Below are 20,763 nucleotides of genomic sequence, written 5' to 3'. Positions count from 1 at the left end.
TTCTCATCCTTTTGGTAACTTTTCAGCAATCTGCTTGAATTCGTCGGCGTTAAAGCCCGTCAAAGAAGGCATCTCCCAATCAAAAAACCTCTGATCACTTATTGCCTGAAACACCAGAGCTCGGAGACCAGAAAGTTCCGATACAGTTAGTTTCTCATTTGGGACCAGCTCACTAACGGCGCGGAAAATATGCTTGGTCGGCACATCAGGTATGTTGGCGCAGAGCACAATGTCACCACGCTCTTCCAGCTCCAACAAAGCGCGCTCAATCGCTTGCATAAGAAAGTCATTGCTCATTGGTATGGTTCCGTTCTTGTGGGAAGTTGTGATACGTAGTCGCTCCAGTTTTGCGGTTGGAATGCTGACCCCCCATCTGCAGCATTAGGGTTTCGAACTACTACTGTTCCTGTGGATTCCTGAAGGTGGAAACTTCGCCCGTCTGATGTGTACCTAACGCTACTAGGATTATTCAGAACATTTTCAATATGACTTTGGTACTGCTGCCTTGTTCTAATGCCCAAACCTGCAAACTCACCCTGTTCAAGCACATGCTTTTGGAAACCATGTCCACCAGCAATTTCCTCTGCGGCAAGCTGATGATTCAACCTGATGCCATTGTTGATGTTGCTCGCTCCAGTATTTGGTGCACTACCTTCTACCTTGATCCCGGTGCCCTGAAGGTTTGGTCCAGGAGAGCACGATGTAATGTTGCCAGAGGCGCATTCAATTACGTCAGAAACACCCAGTGCAACGCAGGTTCTGGGAGTAGCGGCACAAACAGAGGGGCCGAGCGCCACAGCACCGGTTACCACCGCTAGGAACTGCTTGGTCGCCTCAACTGTTTCGACATCGTCTAGGTAGTCGGCGTAAGCCTCAGTGTAGGCTTCGACGCAAGCACCATCAGACACACCTCCGCAGCGGGTTTCCTGATAATCCTCGTAGCCGTTCAGGAAATCGATGTTCTGATCGAGTTGCTGCTGCGCAGGGCCAGATACAAACAACGCACCAGAAACACTCAAAAGTTGTGCTGCATAAGGGCTCTCCGAAGACAACGCAGCTATCGCTTCATCATAGCTTACGGCTTCAGCCAAAAAGCTATCTATGCATTCGTTGGTGAAGCACGTATTTGCAAGCTCGCGGTCATTCTGAAGACCAACATTGGCAAAATGAACTGCAATATCACGTTGATCCGCCTTTGAGCATCCACCGTCCTGCGCATGGCACGCTTCGAGAGCGGCTTGCATATTCGCCAGATCTGTATGTTTCAGATAGTTGTTGAGGACAGCAGATTGACCAACGAACGATCCTGTACCGACGTTGTCCGCTTCTCCGCCTGAAACCAGATATCCGGCAACGGCTCCAACGACAGAAGCCAATCGATTCTGCTCTTCAATGCTGAGGGAACTACTCCCGGCGATTCCGGAATAGATACTGGCCGCAATTCCACCAGCCGCGCCCGCCGCACAGTCCGCACCGGTGGCTTCGGCGGCGGCACAACCCGCGAGCGCATGAAGGAGCATGTGACCTGCCGAGCCTTCGCCGCCGTTGATGGCGTTGCCGTTCGCGTCAGTGAACAACCCACCAATCTCGAACTGAGCATCTGCCAGCGCCAGATTGGTGACTGTCTGTACAAGGCTTGCTGAGAAACCGTCAGCGAAGTCAGTCCCATAGACGGCTGAACTCAGACCAGAGGAAATTGAGCCATCCAACGCCCCTTCCAGGATGCCGGCCACCGTGAGTTGTGGACCTTGCGGATTGCCAAGACCACTAACCAAGGCATCGTTCAGGGGGCTACCCTCGGGAATGTTCAGGTTGATGCCTGATGTGAGTCCCGCTGATACACCTGAGAACGCAGCTGCTTCCAGAATCGCGCCCAGATCGAGATCTCCGGCTACGACACCATCCAACGTTTCGACGAGTGCTGTTGAAGTGAACGCATTGGCTCCATTGGAGACGGCTACCGAGGTCAGTTTTGGCAGCAACTCACCGACCAGCTGAGGCGCGACATACGCCGCCACCACAATTGACACCAGCGCCTTGAACGCGGGCGAGAGCTGAGTCTTCTCTTTGTAGAAATACTCATCCACCAGCTCCTGGCTGATCAGTTCCAGTCCGTCGATGGCCAGAAGTTCCTCGGGGTAGAGATCTTGCGGGTTGGGCGCATCAACACCTACGGTTTGATACAGGACCAACTCGGCATCACCGCCGATGTCGAAATTCATGCCTTGTCCGGCCAGAAATTCGGTCAACACGGCCGTTTCCGTAAAGCTGGTCTCGGTAATCGTGGTCATGGTGACCAGACCCATGTCGGTCTCGAAGAATTCGGAACGGTGACTGTCGATGGCGGCCTGTACCGAGAAATCACCACCTGTTGTGATGTTCAGGTTCTGACCAGTAGACAGCGTTGCGCCGACAAGCGTTGTGTCAGTGCCGGACACGATGCTTAGATCCAGGGCCGCCAACGCATCTGTGCCGGTGTTGATGTGATCGACCGTATGCAGTTGGCTAGATTTGCTCAGCAGTCCACCAAGGTAGCTCTTTTCTTTGACATGCGTCTCTTCGAACACGTCGGTGTAGGTGCCAACGAGGATATTGCCCTCAGTCGCAGTGAGGTTGATATCACCTGTGGCGCTGGCAAGTTCTGTCCCAGCTGTGGTCAGGTCACCTGTCTCAGCGATAACATCTATGTCACTGCCAGCGGTGATCCCGACACCTCGATTGGTGACGGCAAGTGTGGATCGCGTTTCCTTCTTCTTCGAAAGGAAGCCGCTGCTGGTTTTGCGGGTTTCTGACTTGTAGATGTCTTGCGCGGCAGCCAGAACTACATCGCCAGCCGCTGCCAGATGTGCCTTTCCGCCCGCATCAATCTGCGTGCCGACCAGGACCGCATCACCACCCGCGTTGGCGATAAAGTCGCCGCCAGTGGACAATTGGGTAACCTGGGCGGTCAGGGTCAGGCGGTCGGTCCCGTTCTTCGCATCGCCTTCGCTGTATTCAACACCAGATTGCTCAGCGAGCAGATAGAGGTTGCCGCCTGCCGTTAGCCGAGTATCCCCCACGACCTGGGCCTGAACGCCAGCCAGGGTCGTGTCAGCAGAGGAAATGATGGACAGGTCACCACCCACGTCAAAGCGCGAGGCAAGATTCTCGGTGATCTTGGCGACGCTTGTGTTGGTGTAATACTCTTCTGTATGCGCCAGACCTTCGATAGTGACGTTGCCTGCTGCAAATATCGAGGTGTCAGAAGCAGATCTGATCACCAGCGCCTTGCCTGAGAAATCCCCGCCTGTGATGATGTCGACCAGGTCGCCACCAAGTTCGGTGTCTTCGAATGTAATGTTCCCGAAAGATGTCAGGGACAGTGAGCCGTTCTCAGCAATCAAAGACCCGCCCGAACCGGTAATCCGGCCAGCAATGATTGTCAGATCACCAGTGTCTGAGGTGTTGGCTTTGCCCAGGGAAGCGAGCAAGCCTGTATCTGACAAGCCGAACCGGTCACCAAAGCCGTTGAATCCTGTCCTCGGACCCTGAACTGCGTCCGCGCCTTCATAAGAGGTTCCGTCGCTCGGATATCCATTCCATTCAGCGGGTCGATTGGTGTTCTGGAACAGCTCATCTTGGATTTGCAGGCGATCCAGAAAATAGTCGGAAGAGATGAAGTCTTCGTAGGAAACCGGGGTTGTCCCGAAGTTTGTCCGACCCTCCCCAATCAAGGTATCCAAGTTGGCCAGTTCCTGAAGCTCGGGCTGAACCGGTGTCAGAGACGATCCAAGGACAACCAGGTCAGGCAGTGGTGCGCTTGTTACGGCGGAACTATCACGCGGCGCAACAACGTTCGAGGTTCCGGATCTGATATCGCCATTAGCCACGACTGATGTGCTACTGATGTTGACAGCGCCACCCGCCAGTATTTGGCCAATCTCCGATGTCGCTCCGTTGGTGGTCTCGCGCGAGACTGGCGAATAGTTCACTCTTTCCGTGCGTGTGGTGAAGGCCGCGTCACTTCCGCCACTGCCCTCGTTGATCTCGATGGTCAGGTTTCTCGTGTATGTCGCAGTGTGCGTGACCCGGGTGTCCTGATACCCATTGTTAGCAAAACTTGAGCTTTGAACGTCGATGCCGCCTTCAGCAGAGATTAAACCAGCGTCGTTGCGCACAGTATCTGCCTGAATTGCAATGCCCGCGCCCGACAGAATTTCCGGCTTAGACCCGGCAGCCGCAACAGACGTGCCTGTGCTCCAGGTAACACCGCCCCGGTTCGAGAACACGCCGTCAAAGCTATAAATGGTTGCGCAGCTGCTCGCTCTGTCCGCACCGCCATTCGACCGGCTGCTGGTGAAACAGCTTTCTAGTTCGAGATCAGCTGGATTGGTTGAAACCCTTCGGCTGGCTGTCTTATTATCCGGAGTTCCCGCGAATATCTCCACACCCGGCTGTGAGGGTTGCGTCACAATACTGTCGAAGCGGTTGTCAAAGGTTTCTGCCTCGATAGCCAGACCACCATCTGCCTCGATGCGTCCAGATTGGTTGAGGACAGTGCCATCACGGGCCACAAGCTGCATTGCTTCGCCGGACTTCAACAGCCCGCCGCGGTTGTTCAGATCCGAGCTGCTGCGAAGTTGAAGATCACCGCTCGCTTTGATCGTGCCGCGGTTTTCCAGATCACCACCAAGATCGAGCAGGAGATCTCCGTCAAACTCCACCCGTTCTGTTGCACCGACAGACAATCCACCAGTATCCAACGTGACTGCAAGCCCATCACCTGCGCGCAGCTGATCAAAATGTGACGCATTCAGCCCGCCATTCAGCGATCCTGTCTGAAACTCCAGAACGGATTGGCCCACCGCCAGTGCAGCTACACCAAGGCTGGTTTGTCCAGATATTGTGACATTGGTGTTTTGCGCATTGATCTGCCCTTGGAGGTCGAGATCCCCTGTTGTCACTGAAAGATCAACTTGTTGCCCAGCAATCAGATCGCCATCGATGATTGCTTGATCCTGAGCTGCCACCGACAGTCTTTCGACAGCAGCGATCTGGGATTCGTCGCTTGTCCGGATCTCGTCACCAGTTACGGTGACAGATTGCCCGCGAGACGATCCCGTGTGAGTAACCGACCCGTCTGCCGCCTCAATGGTCAGCTCTTCAAGCGTCTGGGCCTGACCTTCAATCAGAGCATCACCGCCTGTGAGAGCCACAGACTCCGCAACAAGTTCTGAACTTGCACCTGTTGCAAGCTCGGTTCCGGCCGTCAGAGAAGCCGTCTCAAGGGCGGCCGCCTTGCCATCGAAGGTCAGTTGCGTCAGCGCATCAACATCGATGGACCGCGCAAAGACCTCTGAAACGCTATCCAGTACCACCGAGTTGCCAGTTGATGCAGCCGCAAAGGCCTCACGCGCGACAATTGCGCCGGAGATGTTCAGCATCCCCGCGCTTTCCAAACGGATTGCACCGCCCGCTGCCTGACCGTTGAAGATCAGGTCGCCATTGCTGGTTCTGATATCGATCAGATCACCACTCTCAGAGGTAATCGCGCCTTCCAGTAAAATTGGCCCCTGGTTCCGGACCTGAACGCGCCCGCCCGCACGGATTTGCGGTGTGTGACCGCCCGATGGTGCGCCCAACGTGAGCTGCCCATCAGCGCGCAGTGCGATATTGGTTGAGGACGCCATATCCCCATTCAGACGCACCCCCACGCCGTCTTCTGTCGCGATCAGACGAATTGCATTGGCGTACATGCCTCCAAGAGCAGCAACATCCACGGCAAGCGCTGGGGCGGCTCCTTCTCCGGCCTGCTCGGTGATCCCGGTCACCGCGCCGGTATCCGGATCGTAGGACCAGTTATAGTTCACCTGATTGGCGCCAGCGACGATGTTGAGCTGATCCGCGCGCATCTCACCATAGATCGCTGCGGCACGGGCGATCACGTCGACGCGGCTGGTGTCGGTCAGATCTATCCGGTTCTCCGGGTTCAGACCTCCGGGGCCGATTGTGACCGTACCCCGGCGTACATCGAACCCGGTGAGGGCACCATTGCCACCAAGCTGCGGCTTGCCAGTTGTCAGTGTCGCACGGCCAGTATTGATAAATCCGCAGCCGTTGCAGGTAATGCCAAACTCATTGGCGACCACCACATCCATGCGCTTCCCGGCCACTTCCAGAATACCGCCCAGCTGGGTCTGATTGCCGCCGACAACCTCACCGATCCACAGACTGGCTTCTTGCCCCGATGTCAGATTGCCGTTGCCTTCAATCACACCGCCCAGCTGCGTGTTGGTGATCGTGGCCGAATTGTTCAGGATCAGGTCATCCGCCTGAAAGTCGGTGTAGACATCGTGACTGACGCCCGCACCATTTGGAGTCGAGATGTTGATGACCGTGGTGCCGTTCAGCGACTGGTCGACATGCGGGCGCGGACCTGAATTCGGGCCAACAGGCTGGATGTTCTGCGCATGAAGCAAAGCAGGTTGTATCGTGAGCGCCAGCGTCAGAACCGAAGAAATGACTTTCTCAAAAACACGTCTACGCATGGCTACAAACTCCTAAAACAATGAACAGCGAATAACTTCATCAGAACTGCAACCTCAGGCTGATATATCCAATGGTCTTGTCGGATTCGAAGGCCGGATTGGTGTTTGGCGGGGAGTCGTCAGGTCGGCTCAACGCATGTGCCACTTGCATCTGCAAAGTGACCTGATTGTTCATGATGAAATCCGCCCCAAGGCTAACACCTGCCAGATGATCCTGAGACCAGCGGCGCAGGGCCGACGGTTTGACGTAGCCAAAATCGAGGCCCGCATTCATGCGCACTTCAAACCTTGGTGCCTTGTAGGCACCCCATTCGACAGTATTGCGGAGATAGATTCCTGTATCGCCATAGAGGCTGTTGTCGTGAAAGCCCCGAACCGTGCTCCAGCCGCCTATCCCGAACTGTTCGATCCCCGGCAGGATATCGCCGGAGTATTGCCCGGCCAGTGTGCCCCGATAGGTTAGTCCGCTTTTTCCAAGCGGAGCAGAGAAATCAGCGCGGAGTTTCACCAGGCGGAACTCCTGATCGATAACACTGCGTTCGGGAATGCCAGCACCAAGCGCATCGAGCCCGGCCTTCACGCCAATGTTCCAGAACAGCCGACCCTGTCCGATGGTCTGCTCACCTCTCAGGCCCAGCGAGGCGATTGTCAGGCGCTGGCGTTGACTGGTGATCTCGATATCGTTGATCGACGTTTTGGTTCTGTTCAGCTTCAGGTCACCATAGGCGTAGATCTTCGACGTCTGGTTCCGCATCAACAGTCGCTCAGTCAGCAGGATCAGGTACTGGCTGCGTCCTTCTGTGACAAAGGACTGGTTGATGCCTTGGGTAATGAAGCGGTAATCGCTCGCTCCAAAATCCGCATTGAACAACCAGTTGCCGACCGGCAGGCCCCAGTTGACAAAAACAGAATCCGAGTAGCGTTCACCACGTTCTTCAAATGGAGTGGTGGTGATTCCGATCCGCAGCTGGTCATTGAGGCTTAACCCGTTATCGAGTCCAAATGTGCTGGTGCCTTTGATCCGGCCGGTGGATTCAAAGCCGGAATTGTCGAATTGGAAATCCAAGTACCAGGGGCGGCGGTCCTGCACGTCAACCTGTATGAAGGACCCACCAGGTGTTTCTCCGGGCACCAACTGGAACTGTCCGCTGGCCGACCGGGGGGCGTTAATATTCTCTAACCCCTGTTCCAGATCGCGCAGGTTCAAAAGGTCACCACGTGCAGTCGGAAAGGCCGCATTCAGACGTGCATCCGCTGGTTTGCCGGTGCCGTAGACATAGCCTTCGATGCGGCCCGGCACGATGGTGATCGCCAGAGACCCGTCTGCGATATCCTGTTCCGGCACATAAGCGCGGGTCGTGATGAACCCCAGCTGCTGATAAAATGTGTTGATCTGGCTCAGCACCTCAGCGATGTCTGCTGCCGTCGCACAGGTGCCAATCAGATCGCGATAGCCTTCGGGCTCACTTTTAAATGCTTCAAAACCTTCGAGATCAATACTGCGGATTTCAAAGCAGGGGCCACCCGGGGGAGGAACATAGAGCTCCTCTCCAGCGGTCTGGTCCTGTACCACATCCTCACGTTCTTCAAATTCCCGGCGGCGTTGTTCCTGTTCTTCCGTCTGCTGAGTTTGCTGCTGAAGAATATCGTTGCCAATGCGCTGCAAATCACCGGGTGAGACGCCTTGCGCTGAAACGGCTGCTGCGGTCAGCAGAAGCGCGTTGAGACCGAATGCTGAGGTCAGGAAGAGGGATCGAAAACCCATCAGTTGTCCCCCGCCGTTCTAAATTGATTGTAAGCGGCGGTGAACCCGCGCAGAGAAACCGGGAAATCAACCGCCTTGTCGCGAGCGGTCCAAACTCGGGCTTTGACTTCCAGTCCCCTCCGGAATGCCGCCAGGACATCGCCGTCCATCTGGAACCCCGCGTGGCAGCCAAACTGATCGCAGACCTCATACAAGACTTTAAAGGGACGGCGTTTGTCCACGTGCAACTCGATGCCCGGAGCCAGATAGACACCAACAGGAACCGTTATGACTGCATAGCTTTGGCCCGTGTCTTCATCGTCAGAAACGCTCAGCAGAAAGACTGGCGGGCCATTCTCTTCGGCGGCAACGCTCTGCATCATCTGGCAGGCGACATCCTCTTCCACCGGCTGGCACAATACCCGCCAGTCCGAAAACACCTCTTCCGCAGACTGGGGCTCAATCACTTGTGCCAAGGCCGTCGACTGGAAGAGGGCGAGACCCATGCTCATGGCCAGCCGGTATAGAGATCCGCTCCTCATGCGCATTCAAACCTGTAGGTTATGCGAACATGCGGCGTGTTTACGGGGAAGCTCGCCGTCTGGACCAATTGCCCGGCAGCAGCATTCCATGTCTTTTGTGTGTATGTCGTTTGTTTGTCGAAAGGGGCCGACACTGAGCGGGACATAATGGTCGCGGGTCCCGCACAAATCTCGTTGAATGCGTTCTGGCTGAACTTATCCTGCTGATCGGCATGGTTTGCGCGCACTTCTATGGAGGCCGTAAAGCCGCCATTGCTCGACGGAGAGACGCCGTAGATTTCTTTCAGGCGCTCAGGCGATGTACCTGAACACCCGCTCAGGAGACACAGAACAGCAACCGTGAGAAAAAGCAGATTTTTCATAACAGATGAACCAATCTGAACCGACGAAAACTCGAAGACCTGAATACGGGGACTACTGCGAAGCCTGATGCAGTGGGGTTGCTTCCCATTCGCGGGCAAAACTTTGTGCTGCCTCTAGATCATCACGGTTCAGCTGTGTGTTCAGAGTGTCTCGCAGGGTGCGAGCTTCTTCCATGCCCCGCGCGGACGCCAAATTGGCATAGCCATGCGCTTTGATGAGATCCTGATCCACGCCGTTGCCTGACTGATAGGCTTTGGCCAACTCAAAGAGCCCCAGAGGATTGCCAGCTCCCCCAGTGCGCGAGAAATTCTCAAAAGCGGTCTCATAATTCTGCGTTACACCTGCGCCATCGCGGTAGGCCTGACCCAGATAGTTGATGGCTGCTACGTGGTTCTGCTCTGCGGCTTGCTGCCAGAATGCCACCGCGCTTGCCGCATCTTGATCTACGCCCTGTCCATCCGCGAATAGTAAGCCGCAATTGAATGCGCTGTTGGCATCGCCGGACTCTGCTGCCGCACAAATCAACTCCGCAGCGCGCTGATAATCCTGCAAGACCAATTCGCCATTCAGGTACATCAAACCGAGCCGGTTCTGCGCTAACGCACTGCCCTGATCAGCTGCCGCGCTATAGAGCTCGAGAGCGCGGCGCATGTCGCGCTCAGTTCCCAGACCCATCTCAAACAGGCGCCCGATGAAGAACGCACCATCTGCATCACCATCGTCAAAACCAGTCTGAAACTCCTCGACTGCGCCCGAAACATTACCAGCTTCCAGGGCAACAATGCCCGCAGGAACGTCGGCATATGCAGCACACGCGATAGATGCAAAAACTGCTCCGTCAAAAGCGGTCCTCAAAATACCCATTCCGTAACCTTTTGTTTATTTTATTAGCTTCTCGCTAACAAAGCTCACAGCACACGTTAAGGGGGAAAAACATACCGAACCTCACTAAAAAGTTATGCGCCTTTGGTCTGTGGCCGCAATGTGGCAACTCGCTTCGATTGGAGAGGTGCATGGCCTGTTTGGCGCCACATTTGTATCCATGAAAACAAAATGTCTGAGCTTTTTAATTTTACCGAACTGACCCGGGAGACAGGTGATCCAGCTTCAGAGCTGTTAAACGACGAATCGGTTTCCGAAAAAGTTACTTCGCAAGTGTGATGCGGTTATCGACAAGCAGAAATACAGTAGAAGGTCGCGCTCGAGTTTCCAACGGGACAAAACGCCTGCTGGATGGCTGTAACGCATGTCGCTCGGAGAATGACTTGGCTGGAAGAGATAGTTTTTTATGAAGAAAGCATCAATTCTTGGGACCATCCTGCCAGCTTTCAAAATTCATCCCACATCTCGTCCAAGTATGCTTTTACGTCAAAATCAGGATCGACCTCTCCGATCTCTTCCGCACGCTGCATAATGTACTTTAGTCGTTCCAACAGGATAAGGAAAAACTATGCTGCCAAAAAGGAAGGTCCGATGAAGTAGTTGGTATAGTCACATTTGATTTCATAAAGTTTTTTCTTCGCAAAAAGGTAAACCTTTGAGGGGCGATCCAAACAGTTCAAGCAGATAGAATGCGTTTAACGGCATGACGCATAATAAAGCTGCATGCGTGCTATTTATAAATGAGACACGACATCTACTACTTCCGCTGGCCAATACCTAAACAAGACCAAAAACCAGCGGAGCGTAGCAGGGAAGAGCTGCTAACAAATTGTGTGGAAATACAGCCCTTCACTGACGATGCTCCAGATGTTGCTTCCCAACTAGTGAACAAAACAGAGTTTGCGGAATTCGCGTCGCCAGTCTGAGACCTCTTCTCCGATACCGTTGTCGCACAGACCTTGCTTGATCAACTCAGCCAATCGTTCCGCGTCGCCGGAAGTCATGCCCCAGCGAACCAGTTCCGGCGTACCTATTCTAAGGCCGTTCATATCCCCCTGGACCGGCGCGACCGGCAAACCGATTCCGCAGGCAAGAAAGCCGTTCTGACGCAGTGTCTTGGACGCAGCTTGACCGCCACCAAAAGATTCGGCCAAAACGGCGAATTGGTGAGAGTTCGTATGGCCCTTGGGACCCGCAAAAACCGGAACGCCCACCTCATCCAAAGCTGTCGCCAACGCCCGCGACATGGCGACCATCTCGGCCGCGTAAGCTGCACCAAAGTCCTTCCAGTCAAGCATGGTTACGGCCAAAGCAGCCGTTTTCGCCGCGTCAAAATTAGCCGTCATGCCCGGGAAGGCTATTGCGTCGAGCGACTTGGCGATCTCAGGGTCATTCGACACGATCAAACCACCAGCGGGTCCGCCAAGGCTTTTGTATGTGCTCATCGTCATGAAATGAGCGCCTTCGGCCAAGGGGTTCGTCCATGCTCGCCCCGCGATGATCCCGCATTGATGGGCCGCGTCAAACATAACCTTTGCGCCAACTTCATCCGCAATGGCGCGAACTTCGGCCACGGGGTGTTCAAACAGGTTCAAGCTGCCGCCAATCGTGATCAGCTTAGGCCTCTCTGCCAGTGCCAGCGTTCGAAGTTGCTCCAAATCAACGGTGTAGCCATCCGAATTTACCGGGGCCTCAATCGTACGCAGACCGTAGAGACCAGCGCACCCAGCCAAATGATGGGTAACGTGCCCGCCAATCGACGCAGGCGGTGCAATAATTTTATCCCCCGCTTTGCAGGTCGCCATAAAACCATAAAGGTTGGCAATCGCTCCAGAGGGCACGCGGACCTCAGCGAACTTGGCATCGAACACTTCGGCACAAAGCTGCGCCGCGATGATTTCGATCTCTTCAATCGCCTCAAGCCCCATCTCGTATTTATCGCCGGGATATCCCAACGAAGGCCGGGATCCGATACCACAGGACAACAATGCTTCGGCCTTTGGGTTCATCACATTGGTAGCCGGATTGAGGTTGAAGCATTCTTCCTCGTGAATACGGCGGTTTTCCTCGACCAGAACCTCAATCCGCTCCAAAAGATCGCTTGACGGTGTCAAAGCGGCCTTTGTCGCAATCTCCTGAACCAAGGCTTCGCTTTTGGCAGGCACCCAATCTCTTTGTGCAAGTGTCATCCGACGATCTCCTGTTTTTCTCAATGTGACGGCTATTTCGTGACATCGCAAAGCAGAATTGCTATTTCTTGGCGTAGAAAAACTAAGGCTACATCAATGAGCGTCTCTCCTAAACGCCCAAAGGGGCCGCCCTTGAACGCCATGCGCGCCTTTGAGGCAGCCGCACGCCACATCAGCTTTGTGGCGGCCGCAGATGAACTGAATGTATCGCCGGGGGCTATCTCGCAACATATCAAGTCACTTGAAGGCTGGGCTGGCACGCCGCTCTTCCGTCGCAACGCTCAGGGGGTTGAACTCACCCCCGAAGGGCAGTCATTGGTCGAGGATTTTACCGCGGCCTTTGACCAAATGTCTGATGCCGCCCGCGCACTGCGCAACCTCAAGCCCAAGGCTGATTTCCATATCGCGGCACTACCTGCGGTCGCCCAACTTTGGTTGCCCAAGCGGCTTCGCCGGATCAGAGAGCAATTTCCGGACATCAATTTTTCCGTCACTGCGATGGAAACACCGCCGAGCCTCTCACGTGAGATGTTCGATCTGTCAGTCTTCTTTGCAACACCAGACGTAACGCCAAATCAGATTGCCATCAGCGAGGATAGTATTCTTCCGGTGTGTGCGCCTTCTCTTTTGGAGCGGGTACAGAGAGCAAACGGTTTTCAAGACGTTCCGCTGTTGCACGATCAAAGCTGGAACGACGATTGGTCCAGATGGTCAAAAGACACCGGCTGTCACCTTGGCAACGATAGAAGCGGCCCCCAGTTTTCGCTCTACAGCCTCGCCGTTGAGGAAGCCAAGGCCGGTGCAGGCGTGCTGATGGGGCACCTATGTCTGGTCGAAGATGCTTTAGAGGATGGAACCTTGGCAGTTGCGTATTCAAAATCTTGCCCAACTGGTCGTTCTCTCGTGGTCCAGTTGCCGTGTGAAACACGTCGTAGGCCTGAAACGGATCACGTTGTGTCCTTGCTTGCAGGAAGAGAGAGGGGACGCAAAATTGACGGTTGATTACTTTGCATCGTTGTCCACAACTGCTCCAGTGCGCCCAGTATTTGTGCCTAAAGCTTGATGCGGTTAATCCCGCTAGGGCAAGAATTGCAGCCTGCGATCCAATCTATTGTTGCGAGCAATCAGCCCTGTGGGCCCCGTCCGCACACGTCATGATCAATTCGACATTAGAACGTGATTCTGCTAGAGAATTTGACAGATCGCAAAACCGATGTTTACCTGAGTGCGGCGCATCATCGGTAAGCTAAATTTTCAAGCATTATCAGCGTTCTGAGGTACCATTCGTGGTGCTAAAAAGCCAGACTTGAACCCTGGAGATTTAAAGATGGAATTGATCACTGAGCAGCTCCGCGCCTTTCCGATCATGGCGCTTTTTCTTTGTCTGGGCCTGGGATACGGCATCGGCAAATTTCGGGTCGGTAAGTTCGAATTGGGCGGCATCGCCGGAACTTTGCTGGTGGCCGTTTTCGTGGGTCAGATCGGTGGCATCAATTTAAGTACTGATGTTCAGAACGTCTTTTTCTCACTGTTTATCTTCATGGTTGGCTACAATGGCGGACCGCAATTTTTTGCCGCTTTGAACCGAACCGCGCTGACCAAACTGCTGGCCGCGTTCATGATGACGCTTTGGGGGCTGTTCTTCGTTATCGTCGTCGCCCGACTGGCCGGGTTGGACAAGGGCCTCGCCGCCGGGCTGGCAGCCGGAGGATTGACCCAATCGGCGATTATCGGCACCGCCGGCAATGCCATCGACTTGCTGGGGCTGGCAGCGGATGAGGCTGAAAAACTGAAAACCAATATCGCGGTGGGGTATTCGGTCACCTACATCTTTGGCTCGATCGGCCCGATCCTTGCGGTCAGCGTCATCCCGATCATCATGCGCGTCGACCTGAGGCAAGAGGCGATCAAGCTGGCGCAAAAGCTCAGCGGTGGCGGCCGCAAGCTGGAGGAAGGTGAGTTCCTTCCGATGAACCGCTTTGACGCCCGTGCCTATCAGGTGAATGCAGACGCCGCGATTGCAGGTCAGACGGTCAAGGCCATCGAAGGCGGCTATGACGGTGATCTGATCGTCGAAAAACTGCTACACGACGGCGCGCCGGTTGATCCGACGCCGGATACGGTTGTCAGCACCGGGGACGTGATCGTCGTTTCTGGCCTGGTCGGAACCCTGACCCAATTCGAAGGCACAGCAAGTGGAGAAATCGGAGAATACCCGCCTGAGCTGACAGTTGTGGAAGAGCGCCGCAACGTTGTTGTCACCAACCGCAAACTGACTGGCAAGACGCTGGCGGAAATACGTGAGGCGTTGACAGCGGATCAGCGGCGCGGGGTTCATATCTCCAAAATCACCCGCATGGGCCATGATGTGCCGGTGTTACATAACACTGAGATTCACGCGGGCGATGAGGTTAGCATTGTCGGCCACAAGGACGATCTAAACCGAATTGCCAAAGCGGCTGGATATGTACCACCTGCGGCCTCGGTCACGAATTTCATCGCTTTGGGGATTGGCGTGGCCATCGGTTATCTGATCGGTGAGATCAGCTTTGTTATCGCCGGTACAAAAGTGGCGCTAGGGTCCGGTCTTGGTTGCTTGGTGACCGGGCTGGTCATCGGATACCTGCGCATCCGGCGACCCAAAATCGGCGGGATCAATCGCGGAGCTGCGAATTTCCTGCAAAGCTTTGGTCTGGCTGTCTTTGTCGGTGTCGTCGGCCTGAACGCAGGCAAGCCAGCGCTCGAGGCCATTCAGGAATACGGGATCACTCTGCTGCTGCTTGGTGTCGTAGTCACGTTGATGCCGATGATCGTGCAGTTCCCGATCAACTACTTCGTCCTGCGCATCAAAAACCCGGTCGAGGCCTGCGCGGTGGTAACAGGGTCCCGCTCTGGCAATCCGGGCTTTGCAACGCTGCTGGAAAAAGCCGGGAACGCAACCCCGACGCCCGCGTTCACCATGACCTATGCTGTGGCGAATATCTTCCTTACGCTCTGGGGACCGCTGGTCGTGGCGTTCGTGCCGTAAACTACATCAGCGCGATCACGATGACCGAGCCCCAAAGAGCCAGCAGAACGTTGCCCACGGCATAGCCGAGGCCGTAGCCCAGAGTTGGAACCTGGCTCTGCGCCGCTTCCTGCACCGCAGCCAGACCGGGGGCCGAGGTTCCTGCCCCACAGCATGTGCCTGCCAGAACGCCCTCGTTTATGCCAAAGACCTTGTGCCCCACGACAACCGCCGTCCCATGGGCCAGCAACACGATGGCCACCGACCCGAAGATCAGCGATGGCCCGCTCTCGATCACTCCGGTCACAAAACTGGGCCCTGAGGTGATGCCTACGCAGGCCACAAACACGCACAGACCTAACGAGTCGAAAATCCACAGCGTTGCCTCAGGCACAAAGCCGAATGTGCGGTGAACCGAGCGTAACCACCCCGCCACCAAACCTCCCAACAGCACGCCGACCGAAGTTCCAAGCCCCAGTTCAATCGCGCCATATTTCAGCGCCGGGATGCCGATCAACCCGCCCATCAGGATGAAAAAGGCCACAAAGACCATATCGGTCTTGCTGGTTTCGCGATCCACATATCCCAATCTGGCGGCAGCGTCTTCGATATGGCTGCGGGTGCCCGACACGGTCAGCACGTCCCCCCTGTGCAGGGTCACACCACGAAAGATCGGCAGCCGCTCACCACTGCGCATGATGCCGCGCAGATAAATGGTGCGCGCTTCGGGGCGGGCCGAAAGCTCGGCCAGGGTCTTGTTGACCACCTCGTTCTTGGTCACAACGATGTCGTTTGTCTGAACCGGTAGGTCCAGAAGTTCGGGGTCTTCGACTTCTTCCCCCAGCATGGCGGTGTGTTCGATCAGATAGGACCGCACACCGGCGATGGCGGCAATGTCACCCTCTTGCAGCACCATATCGCGCGAGGTGGGAAGGATCCTGTCGCCCCTGCGGACCCGATCAAAAAACGCACGGACATGTTCGGGAACACGAGCTTCAAGCTCAGAGATTCTGTGGCCCACAAATTCGGGATTGATACGATAGGCGCGAGCCTCGAAATCACGGTGTTCGGACACCATCGGAGCATCGTCGCTGTTCAGCTTGGCCTCATATTCTGCGCAGGCCTCTTTCAGCGACCGGCCATAAAGCCGAGGTGCCAGTTGCGTGTGGAAAAAGATGGTCGCAATGACCCCGACGAAATAAGCCACCGCGAAACCGGTGGCGATCTCTCCGTCGAAAATCGCTTGCGCGGCCTCATCAGCCCCGGCTTTGGCAAACGCGTCGATGGCAACACCCAATGTCGCGCTTTCCGTGACACCCCCTGCCAGAAGCCCAGCGGCGATCCCAACGGAAAGCCCCATCAGCGGCGCCAACAGCACCGCAACCAACAGGGCCACCACACACAGCAAGACGGTGATCGCAATCTGAGGCAACGCGCGCAGGTTCAGAGACCGAAAGAACTGAGGCCCGGTGCGATAGCCGATGGAAAACAGAAACAGCAAAAAGAATGCCTGTTTCAGATCATCGGAAACAACCACCCCAATCTGACCGACCAGAACACCGGCCAGCAAACAGCCCGCCACCGATCCAACGGTGAACGAGCCGATGGTGATCTTGCCCAGCGCATAGCCAAGGGCAAGACTACAGAACAAGGCAAGGGCAGGATGGTGGCCAAAAATAGACCCGATCAATTCCATGCCCCGCTCCCCTTTTCTGCCCTTTTCTTAGCCGTGCAACGGCAATCCTTTCGATGCACGATAGGCCTGTACATACCCCACAGCCACCGCCCGCACCGCACGCCCAATCTGGCGATAGGCGCTATCGTCGAGATTGGCGAAGGACACCCGCGCCGACCAGTTCGGCGCATCAAAGCCCGACCCGTTCAACAGCACGATCCCATGGTCCTGCGCCAGCTTGAACGAGATATCCAGCGGGTGGACGTTTTCTTTGATCCAGGCGACAACCTCTTCACCAACATATTTTCGCAGCCAGAATTCGAAATCAATGATGCCGTAATACTTGTCGAACAATGGGTTGTCGGGGACATCGATCCCCATCCCCTCGACCAGTTCATCGAAACGATGCTGCAGGATACCCCAGCAGAACTTCTGATACCCCTTGTCCTTGTCCATCAATTCAACCAGCGAAAACAGCGTCATCATCACCTGCTGCGGCAGTGACAGGCCTGCCGTATGGTTCAGCGCCACGTCACGACTGTCGGCTACGATCCGGTCGATGAACTTGAACGACGACGGATCGGGGGTCAACGTCTCGTACCGCGCATTAACGACAGCCTTGGTCTCATCCGGGGCATCGGCAATCATCTTGTCGAAAATATTGTTCTCGGCCACCAGAATGGCCCCAAGACGCCAGCCTGTGCAGCCGAAATACTTGGAATAGGAATACACACCGATTGTGTTCTCTGGCAGGTGACCCATCACCGACTGAAAGTTTGGAACGAAGGTGCCATAGACATCATCCGTCAGGATGATCAGGTCTGGGCGACGGGTTTTAACAAAATCGACTAGCCGGGTCATGACCTCGGGGCTGATGGCGACCGATGACGGGTTGCCCGGGTTGACCAGAAACAGCGCTTTGACCTTCGGATCGGCCAGCTGTTCAAGATCGTCATCGGTCAGCTGAAAATGGTCTTCCTCGGCGGAGGACACATCGACCACGTTCAGTCCGTAATCTTCTAGCACCGGCATTTCCAGATAAGGTGTGAAGATCGGCGTGCCCAGCGCAATAGTATCACCCGCATTAAGCAGGCGTTGGTTCTTGAGCGCTTTGAAAATATAGCACATTGCGGCGGTGCCGCCTTCGACCGCGTAAATGTCAAACTTGGCATCGGGCCGGTGCCCCGCGCACATCGCCCACATTACATATTCATGGACGATCGCTTCGTTATGCGCCATGCACCGGTCCGGCATTGGATAGTGATCACCAACAATGCCGTCGGTCAGCTCCAGCATGAAATCGTCAGGGTTGAAGCCGAATTTCTTAATCGCGAAATCCACAACAACTGCCAGAGTATCCGCGCCCGGAGGACCGTCTTTCGCAACCGAATCCGCGCAATACGCCTTGAGCCGGTCATAGCAACCCGGTCCCTGCGGCATCCCCGCCAGACCAACCTGCGGCTCGTTACGATGGCGCTGCGCTTCGGTCATTGCGAACTGGCCCAGCAGGAAAAACGCCTCGCGCGCCTTCGAGGCGATCCAGTTGGGATTGCCGCGCCCTGCATTCAGATAAGGTAGCGCCATCTGGCGCGACTCTTTCTGAGCCAGCTTGATCAGTTCATCTTTGATTTGAAAAGGACTTAGGTTTTCGAACTTATGCAGGTCCAGTGTTTCTGACATGGCATCAAACCCTTGCGTTAAAACAATCGGAAAAATTCTACCGGATCGTACGCAAGGATTTGCATGTGTGTAAACTGTGTAGTCAGCAACTGACGTAGGGGTAACTTTCGCGGATTATTAGTTGATCCGGGACGATGCTGCCAGCGCCCCCGCCAGCGCATTCTGAATCTCGCCGGGGAAATCCCGGCCTTTTTCATATAGCCCGGCAGCAACCCAACCGACGGTATGACCCCGGCTGCCAATGTCATTCGCCCGCACTACTGCCGGAGACGTTTGTTCGACACTGACCAGAGCCATTGATCGCTCAATCTCACTGTCGGTCAGCACCATCTTGACGGCGCTGAATATATCCACCGAAACCTGCAGAGTCTGATGTTCCAGCCGATGCCCGGCATCCGTCAACAATCGGGTGCAAAAGGCCGAAAGGAAATACCAGCGAAAGATGGAAAACACACGGTCCTGCAACTCGCTATGAACGGCAACGCCACCCGTGGCTGTGCAGGCAATCTTCTCAAATGCGGCTTCAGCTGCTTTGGAGGCCTGGCAAATCTGCCGCTCGCGCTTTGCGATCGAGATAACACGCGGCGCAATCTCGGCCGCAGCTTCGTGAGATTCCAAATTCATAAGCGTCCTCTAACACTATGGTCTGATGAGGACGTGGAAACTCTTAGGGAAAATTGATTGCGATTTAACGCCATTATTTGCAGATTCTGTCCCTTTGTTGGCGTATGGAAAATGCCATGAATGGCGTTTTACCACAAACATAAGAGATCGAAAGTGCCTAATTGTCGGCGCGTATGTTGAAAACCTGCACATTAGGAAATTGAGGCAAATCCCGCGATATCGACCGAAAGATACACACATCTGACACGATCTTGTAAAAGTTATGCCCATTTCCGCATCTATGAATACTTAATCCTGCTGATCAGTTTACGAGTTTGAATTTAACGAGGGGGTACGAGCGGGATCAGGGGGTGAGCGCCTGACCAGCCGGGCTCGCCTATGGCCAGAGCAGCTCCCCCCGCCGCTTACTTGTACATTTCAACGCGCGAACACAGAAATTTGGCCCAGACCGCCCCCTTATGCGCGCACGGTTCTGGCCTTCCACGGAAAAAAGCCTGATATTCGAATGAGGAGAACTCATCTGAATTCAGGCAACGCTTTCCAGATCATCATGTCCAGACGCCACTATAATCTGCCGCCACTCACCACCTTGTCTGCGTTTGAAGCTGCTGCGCGGCATCTAAGCTTCAAGAACGCCGCCGAGGAGCTCTCGGTTACCCCGGGTGCAGTCAGCCATCAGATCAAAGCGCTTGAAGGCGATCTGGAAACCACGCTATTCCAGCGCAAACACCGCGGCGTCGACCTGACCGAGGATGGCACGGCATTGTACGAGGCACTGTCATCCTCTTTCGGGCGGATATCGAAAGTGCTGGCCACGATTCGTGACCGTACATCGGGCGGCAAGGTCACAGTTGGCTCGACAACGGCGGTGGCAGCGCTGTGGCTGTCGCCTGCCGTGATCCGGTTCTGGCGTGAAATGCCCGATGTCAATATCGACCAGCTTTCGCAAGACCGCCCGTTTCGGGATCGCCCCGACGTGGATTTTTTCATCCGCTATGGGCGCGACAGTGCCCCCAACCTGTCCCACACGCCGCTGTTTCGCGATCACTTGATACCAGTTGCCAGCCCCGAGGTGGCAGATCGCCTGACCGGTGCCAGCTTGGATGCACTTGCAGCGGAACGGCTGATCCATCTGGAGTCCGAAGATCGCACGTGGACTACGTGGCCGGAATGGTTCCGACGTTTGGGGCACGAAGGCGTTATTCCAATAGACTCGCGCGTGAACAGCTATTCTGTTGCATTACAACTCGCGCGCAAGGGGGCCGGTTTGACGTTGGGTTGGCAACGCCTGATTCAACCGATGCTGCAATCGGGCAAGCTGGTGGCGGTTGGTCCGCATTATCTTACCGCGCCCAGCCAGTTCTACATTGTTGGTCGCCCAGACGAAGAACTGTCCGACAGCGCCCGCGCCTTGAAATCGTGGATCATGCAAGAGGTGCAAGATGGTTCGGTTTAGATCAGATCACCCAGTGATGAGGTTTTCTGATATTGAGAAAAGGCTAGGCTATCCGCCAATACGAAAGGAAACGC

The 20,763-nt window shown here is 55.3% G+C and carries 13 protein-coding genes; 3 read left to right on the top strand and 10 right to left on the bottom strand.

The annotated features are described in order from the left end of the window. Positions 1–3: 3 nt before the first annotated feature. The 7 genes from ACR0DT_RS17475 to ACR0DT_RS17445 form a co-directional block, all read right to left on the bottom strand. Positions 4–297, bottom strand: coding sequence for a hypothetical protein (locus ACR0DT_RS17475; RefSeq protein WP_480711981.1), 294 nt, complete (start codon positions 295–297; stop codon positions 4–6). Continuing rightward, positions 294–6,527: a two-partner secretion domain-containing protein gene (locus tag ACR0DT_RS17470; RefSeq protein ID WP_480711980.1), complete on the bottom strand. Its 6,234-nt coding sequence runs from the start codon at positions 6,525–6,527 to the stop codon at positions 294–296. Before ACR0DT_RS17470 ends, ACR0DT_RS17475 begins: the two co-directional genes overlap by 4 nt. A gap of 40 nt (positions 6,528–6,567) precedes the next feature. Then, positions 6,568–8,292: a ShlB/FhaC/HecB family hemolysin secretion/activation protein gene (locus ACR0DT_RS17465; protein WP_480711979.1), complete on the bottom strand. Its 1,725-nt coding sequence runs from the start codon at positions 8,290–8,292 to the stop codon at positions 6,568–6,570. After that, positions 8,292–8,777, bottom strand: coding sequence for an invasion associated locus B family protein (locus tag ACR0DT_RS17460; protein WP_480711978.1), 486 nt, complete (start codon positions 8,775–8,777; stop codon positions 8,292–8,294). Before ACR0DT_RS17460 ends, ACR0DT_RS17465 begins: the two co-directional genes overlap by 1 nt. 32 nt (positions 8,778–8,809) lie before the next feature. Continuing rightward, complete coding sequence (locus ACR0DT_RS17455) at positions 8,810–9,175, bottom strand: hypothetical protein (protein WP_480711977.1); 366 nt, start codon at positions 9,173–9,175, stop codon at positions 8,810–8,812. 52 nt (positions 9,176–9,227) lie between these two features. Continuing rightward, on the bottom strand, positions 9,228–10,040 hold the full coding sequence (locus tag ACR0DT_RS17450) for a tetratricopeptide repeat protein (protein WP_480711976.1): 813 nt from the start codon (positions 10,038–10,040) through the stop codon (positions 9,228–9,230). Positions 10,041–10,939: 899 nt separating this feature from the next. Then, complete coding sequence (locus tag ACR0DT_RS17445) at positions 10,940–12,247, bottom strand: aminotransferase class I/II-fold pyridoxal phosphate-dependent enzyme (protein WP_480711975.1); 1,308 nt, start codon at positions 12,245–12,247, stop codon at positions 10,940–10,942. A 39-nt stretch (positions 12,248–12,286) separates the two neighbouring features. Here ACR0DT_RS17445 and ACR0DT_RS17440 point away from each other — a divergent pair, with 39 nt between their 5' ends. Together ACR0DT_RS17440 and aspT are read left to right on the top strand one after the other, a co-directional pair. Continuing rightward, a complete protein-coding gene (locus ACR0DT_RS17440) occupies positions 12,287–13,249 on the top strand; it encodes a LysR family transcriptional regulator (RefSeq protein ID WP_480711974.1) in 963 nt (320 codons plus the stop codon). Positions 13,250–13,574: 325 nt separating this feature from the next. Continuing rightward, a complete protein-coding gene (gene aspT, locus ACR0DT_RS17435; protein ID WP_480711973.1) occupies positions 13,575–15,275 on the top strand; it encodes an aspartate-alanine antiporter in 1,701 nt (566 codons plus the stop codon). Between the two features lies 1 nt (position 15,276). Here aspT and ACR0DT_RS17430 read toward each other — a convergent pair whose 3' ends face one another. The 3 genes from ACR0DT_RS17430 to ACR0DT_RS17420 form a co-directional block, all read right to left on the bottom strand. Beyond that, positions 15,277–16,950 (bottom strand): aspartate:alanine exchanger family transporter, encoded by a 1,674-nt coding sequence (locus tag ACR0DT_RS17430; protein WP_480711972.1) that lies wholly within the window; start codon positions 16,948–16,950, stop codon positions 15,277–15,279. Between the two features lie 27 nt (positions 16,951–16,977). After that, positions 16,978–18,609: a bifunctional aspartate transaminase/aspartate 4-decarboxylase gene (locus ACR0DT_RS17425; RefSeq protein ID WP_480711971.1), complete on the bottom strand. Its 1,632-nt coding sequence runs from the start codon at positions 18,607–18,609 to the stop codon at positions 16,978–16,980. Positions 18,610–18,726: 117 nt separating this feature from the next. Beyond that, on the bottom strand, positions 18,727–19,233 hold the full coding sequence (locus ACR0DT_RS17420) for a hypothetical protein (RefSeq protein WP_480711970.1): 507 nt from the start codon (positions 19,231–19,233) through the stop codon (positions 18,727–18,729). 505 nt (positions 19,234–19,738) lie between these two features. On the opposite strand from ACR0DT_RS17420, the gene ACR0DT_RS17415 reads away from it, so the two are divergent. After that, positions 19,739–20,689: a LysR substrate-binding domain-containing protein gene (locus ACR0DT_RS17415; protein ID WP_480711969.1), complete on the top strand. Its 951-nt coding sequence runs from the start codon at positions 19,739–19,741 to the stop codon at positions 20,687–20,689. The last annotated feature ends 74 nt before the right edge of the window (positions 20,690–20,763 follow it).

The organism is Ruegeria sp. BI11, from assembly GCF_056538005.1.
Note: the sequence above shows the minus strand (reverse complement) of the source record. Positions and strands in the feature narration are given on the sequence as shown.

Bases quoted from the DNA above. Each gene is read 5' to 3' on its own strand.
- ACR0DT_RS17450 (WP_480711976.1), bottom strand. From the start codon at position 10,040: ATGGGTATTTTGAGGACCGCTTTTGACGGAGCAGTTTTTGCATCTATC.
- ACR0DT_RS17425 (WP_480711971.1), bottom strand. From the start codon at position 18,609: ATGTCAGAAACACTGGACCTGCATAAGTTCGAAAACCTAAGTCCTTTT.
- ACR0DT_RS17445 (WP_480711975.1), bottom strand. From the start codon at position 12,247: ATGACACTTGCACAAAGAGATTGGGTGCCTGCCAAAAGCGAAGCCTTG.
- ACR0DT_RS17455 (WP_480711977.1), bottom strand. From the start codon at position 9,175: ATGAAAAATCTGCTTTTTCTCACGGTTGCTGTTCTGTGTCTCCTGAGC.
- ACR0DT_RS17430 (WP_480711972.1), bottom strand. From the start codon at position 16,950: ATGGAATTGATCGGGTCTATTTTTGGCCACCATCCTGCCCTTGCCTTG.
- ACR0DT_RS17460 (WP_480711978.1), bottom strand. From the start codon at position 8,777: ATGGGTCTCGCCCTCTTCCAGTCGACGGCCTTGGCACAAGTGATTGAG.
- ACR0DT_RS17465 (WP_480711979.1), bottom strand. From the start codon at position 8,292: ATGGGTTTTCGATCCCTCTTCCTGACCTCAGCATTCGGTCTCAACGCG.
- ACR0DT_RS17415 (WP_480711969.1), top strand. From the start codon at position 19,739: ATGAGGAGAACTCATCTGAATTCAGGCAACGCTTTCCAGATCATCATG.
- ACR0DT_RS17470 (WP_480711980.1), bottom strand. From the start codon at position 6,527: ATGCGTAGACGTGTTTTTGAGAAAGTCATTTCTTCGGTTCTGACGCTG.
- ACR0DT_RS17475 (WP_480711981.1), bottom strand. From the start codon at position 297: ATGAGCAATGACTTTCTTATGCAAGCGATTGAGCGCGCTTTGTTGGAG.
- aspT (WP_480711973.1), top strand. From the start codon at position 13,575: ATGGAATTGATCACTGAGCAGCTCCGCGCCTTTCCGATCATGGCGCTT.
- ACR0DT_RS17420 (WP_480711970.1), bottom strand. From the start codon at position 19,233: ATGAATTTGGAATCTCACGAAGCTGCGGCCGAGATTGCGCCGCGTGTT.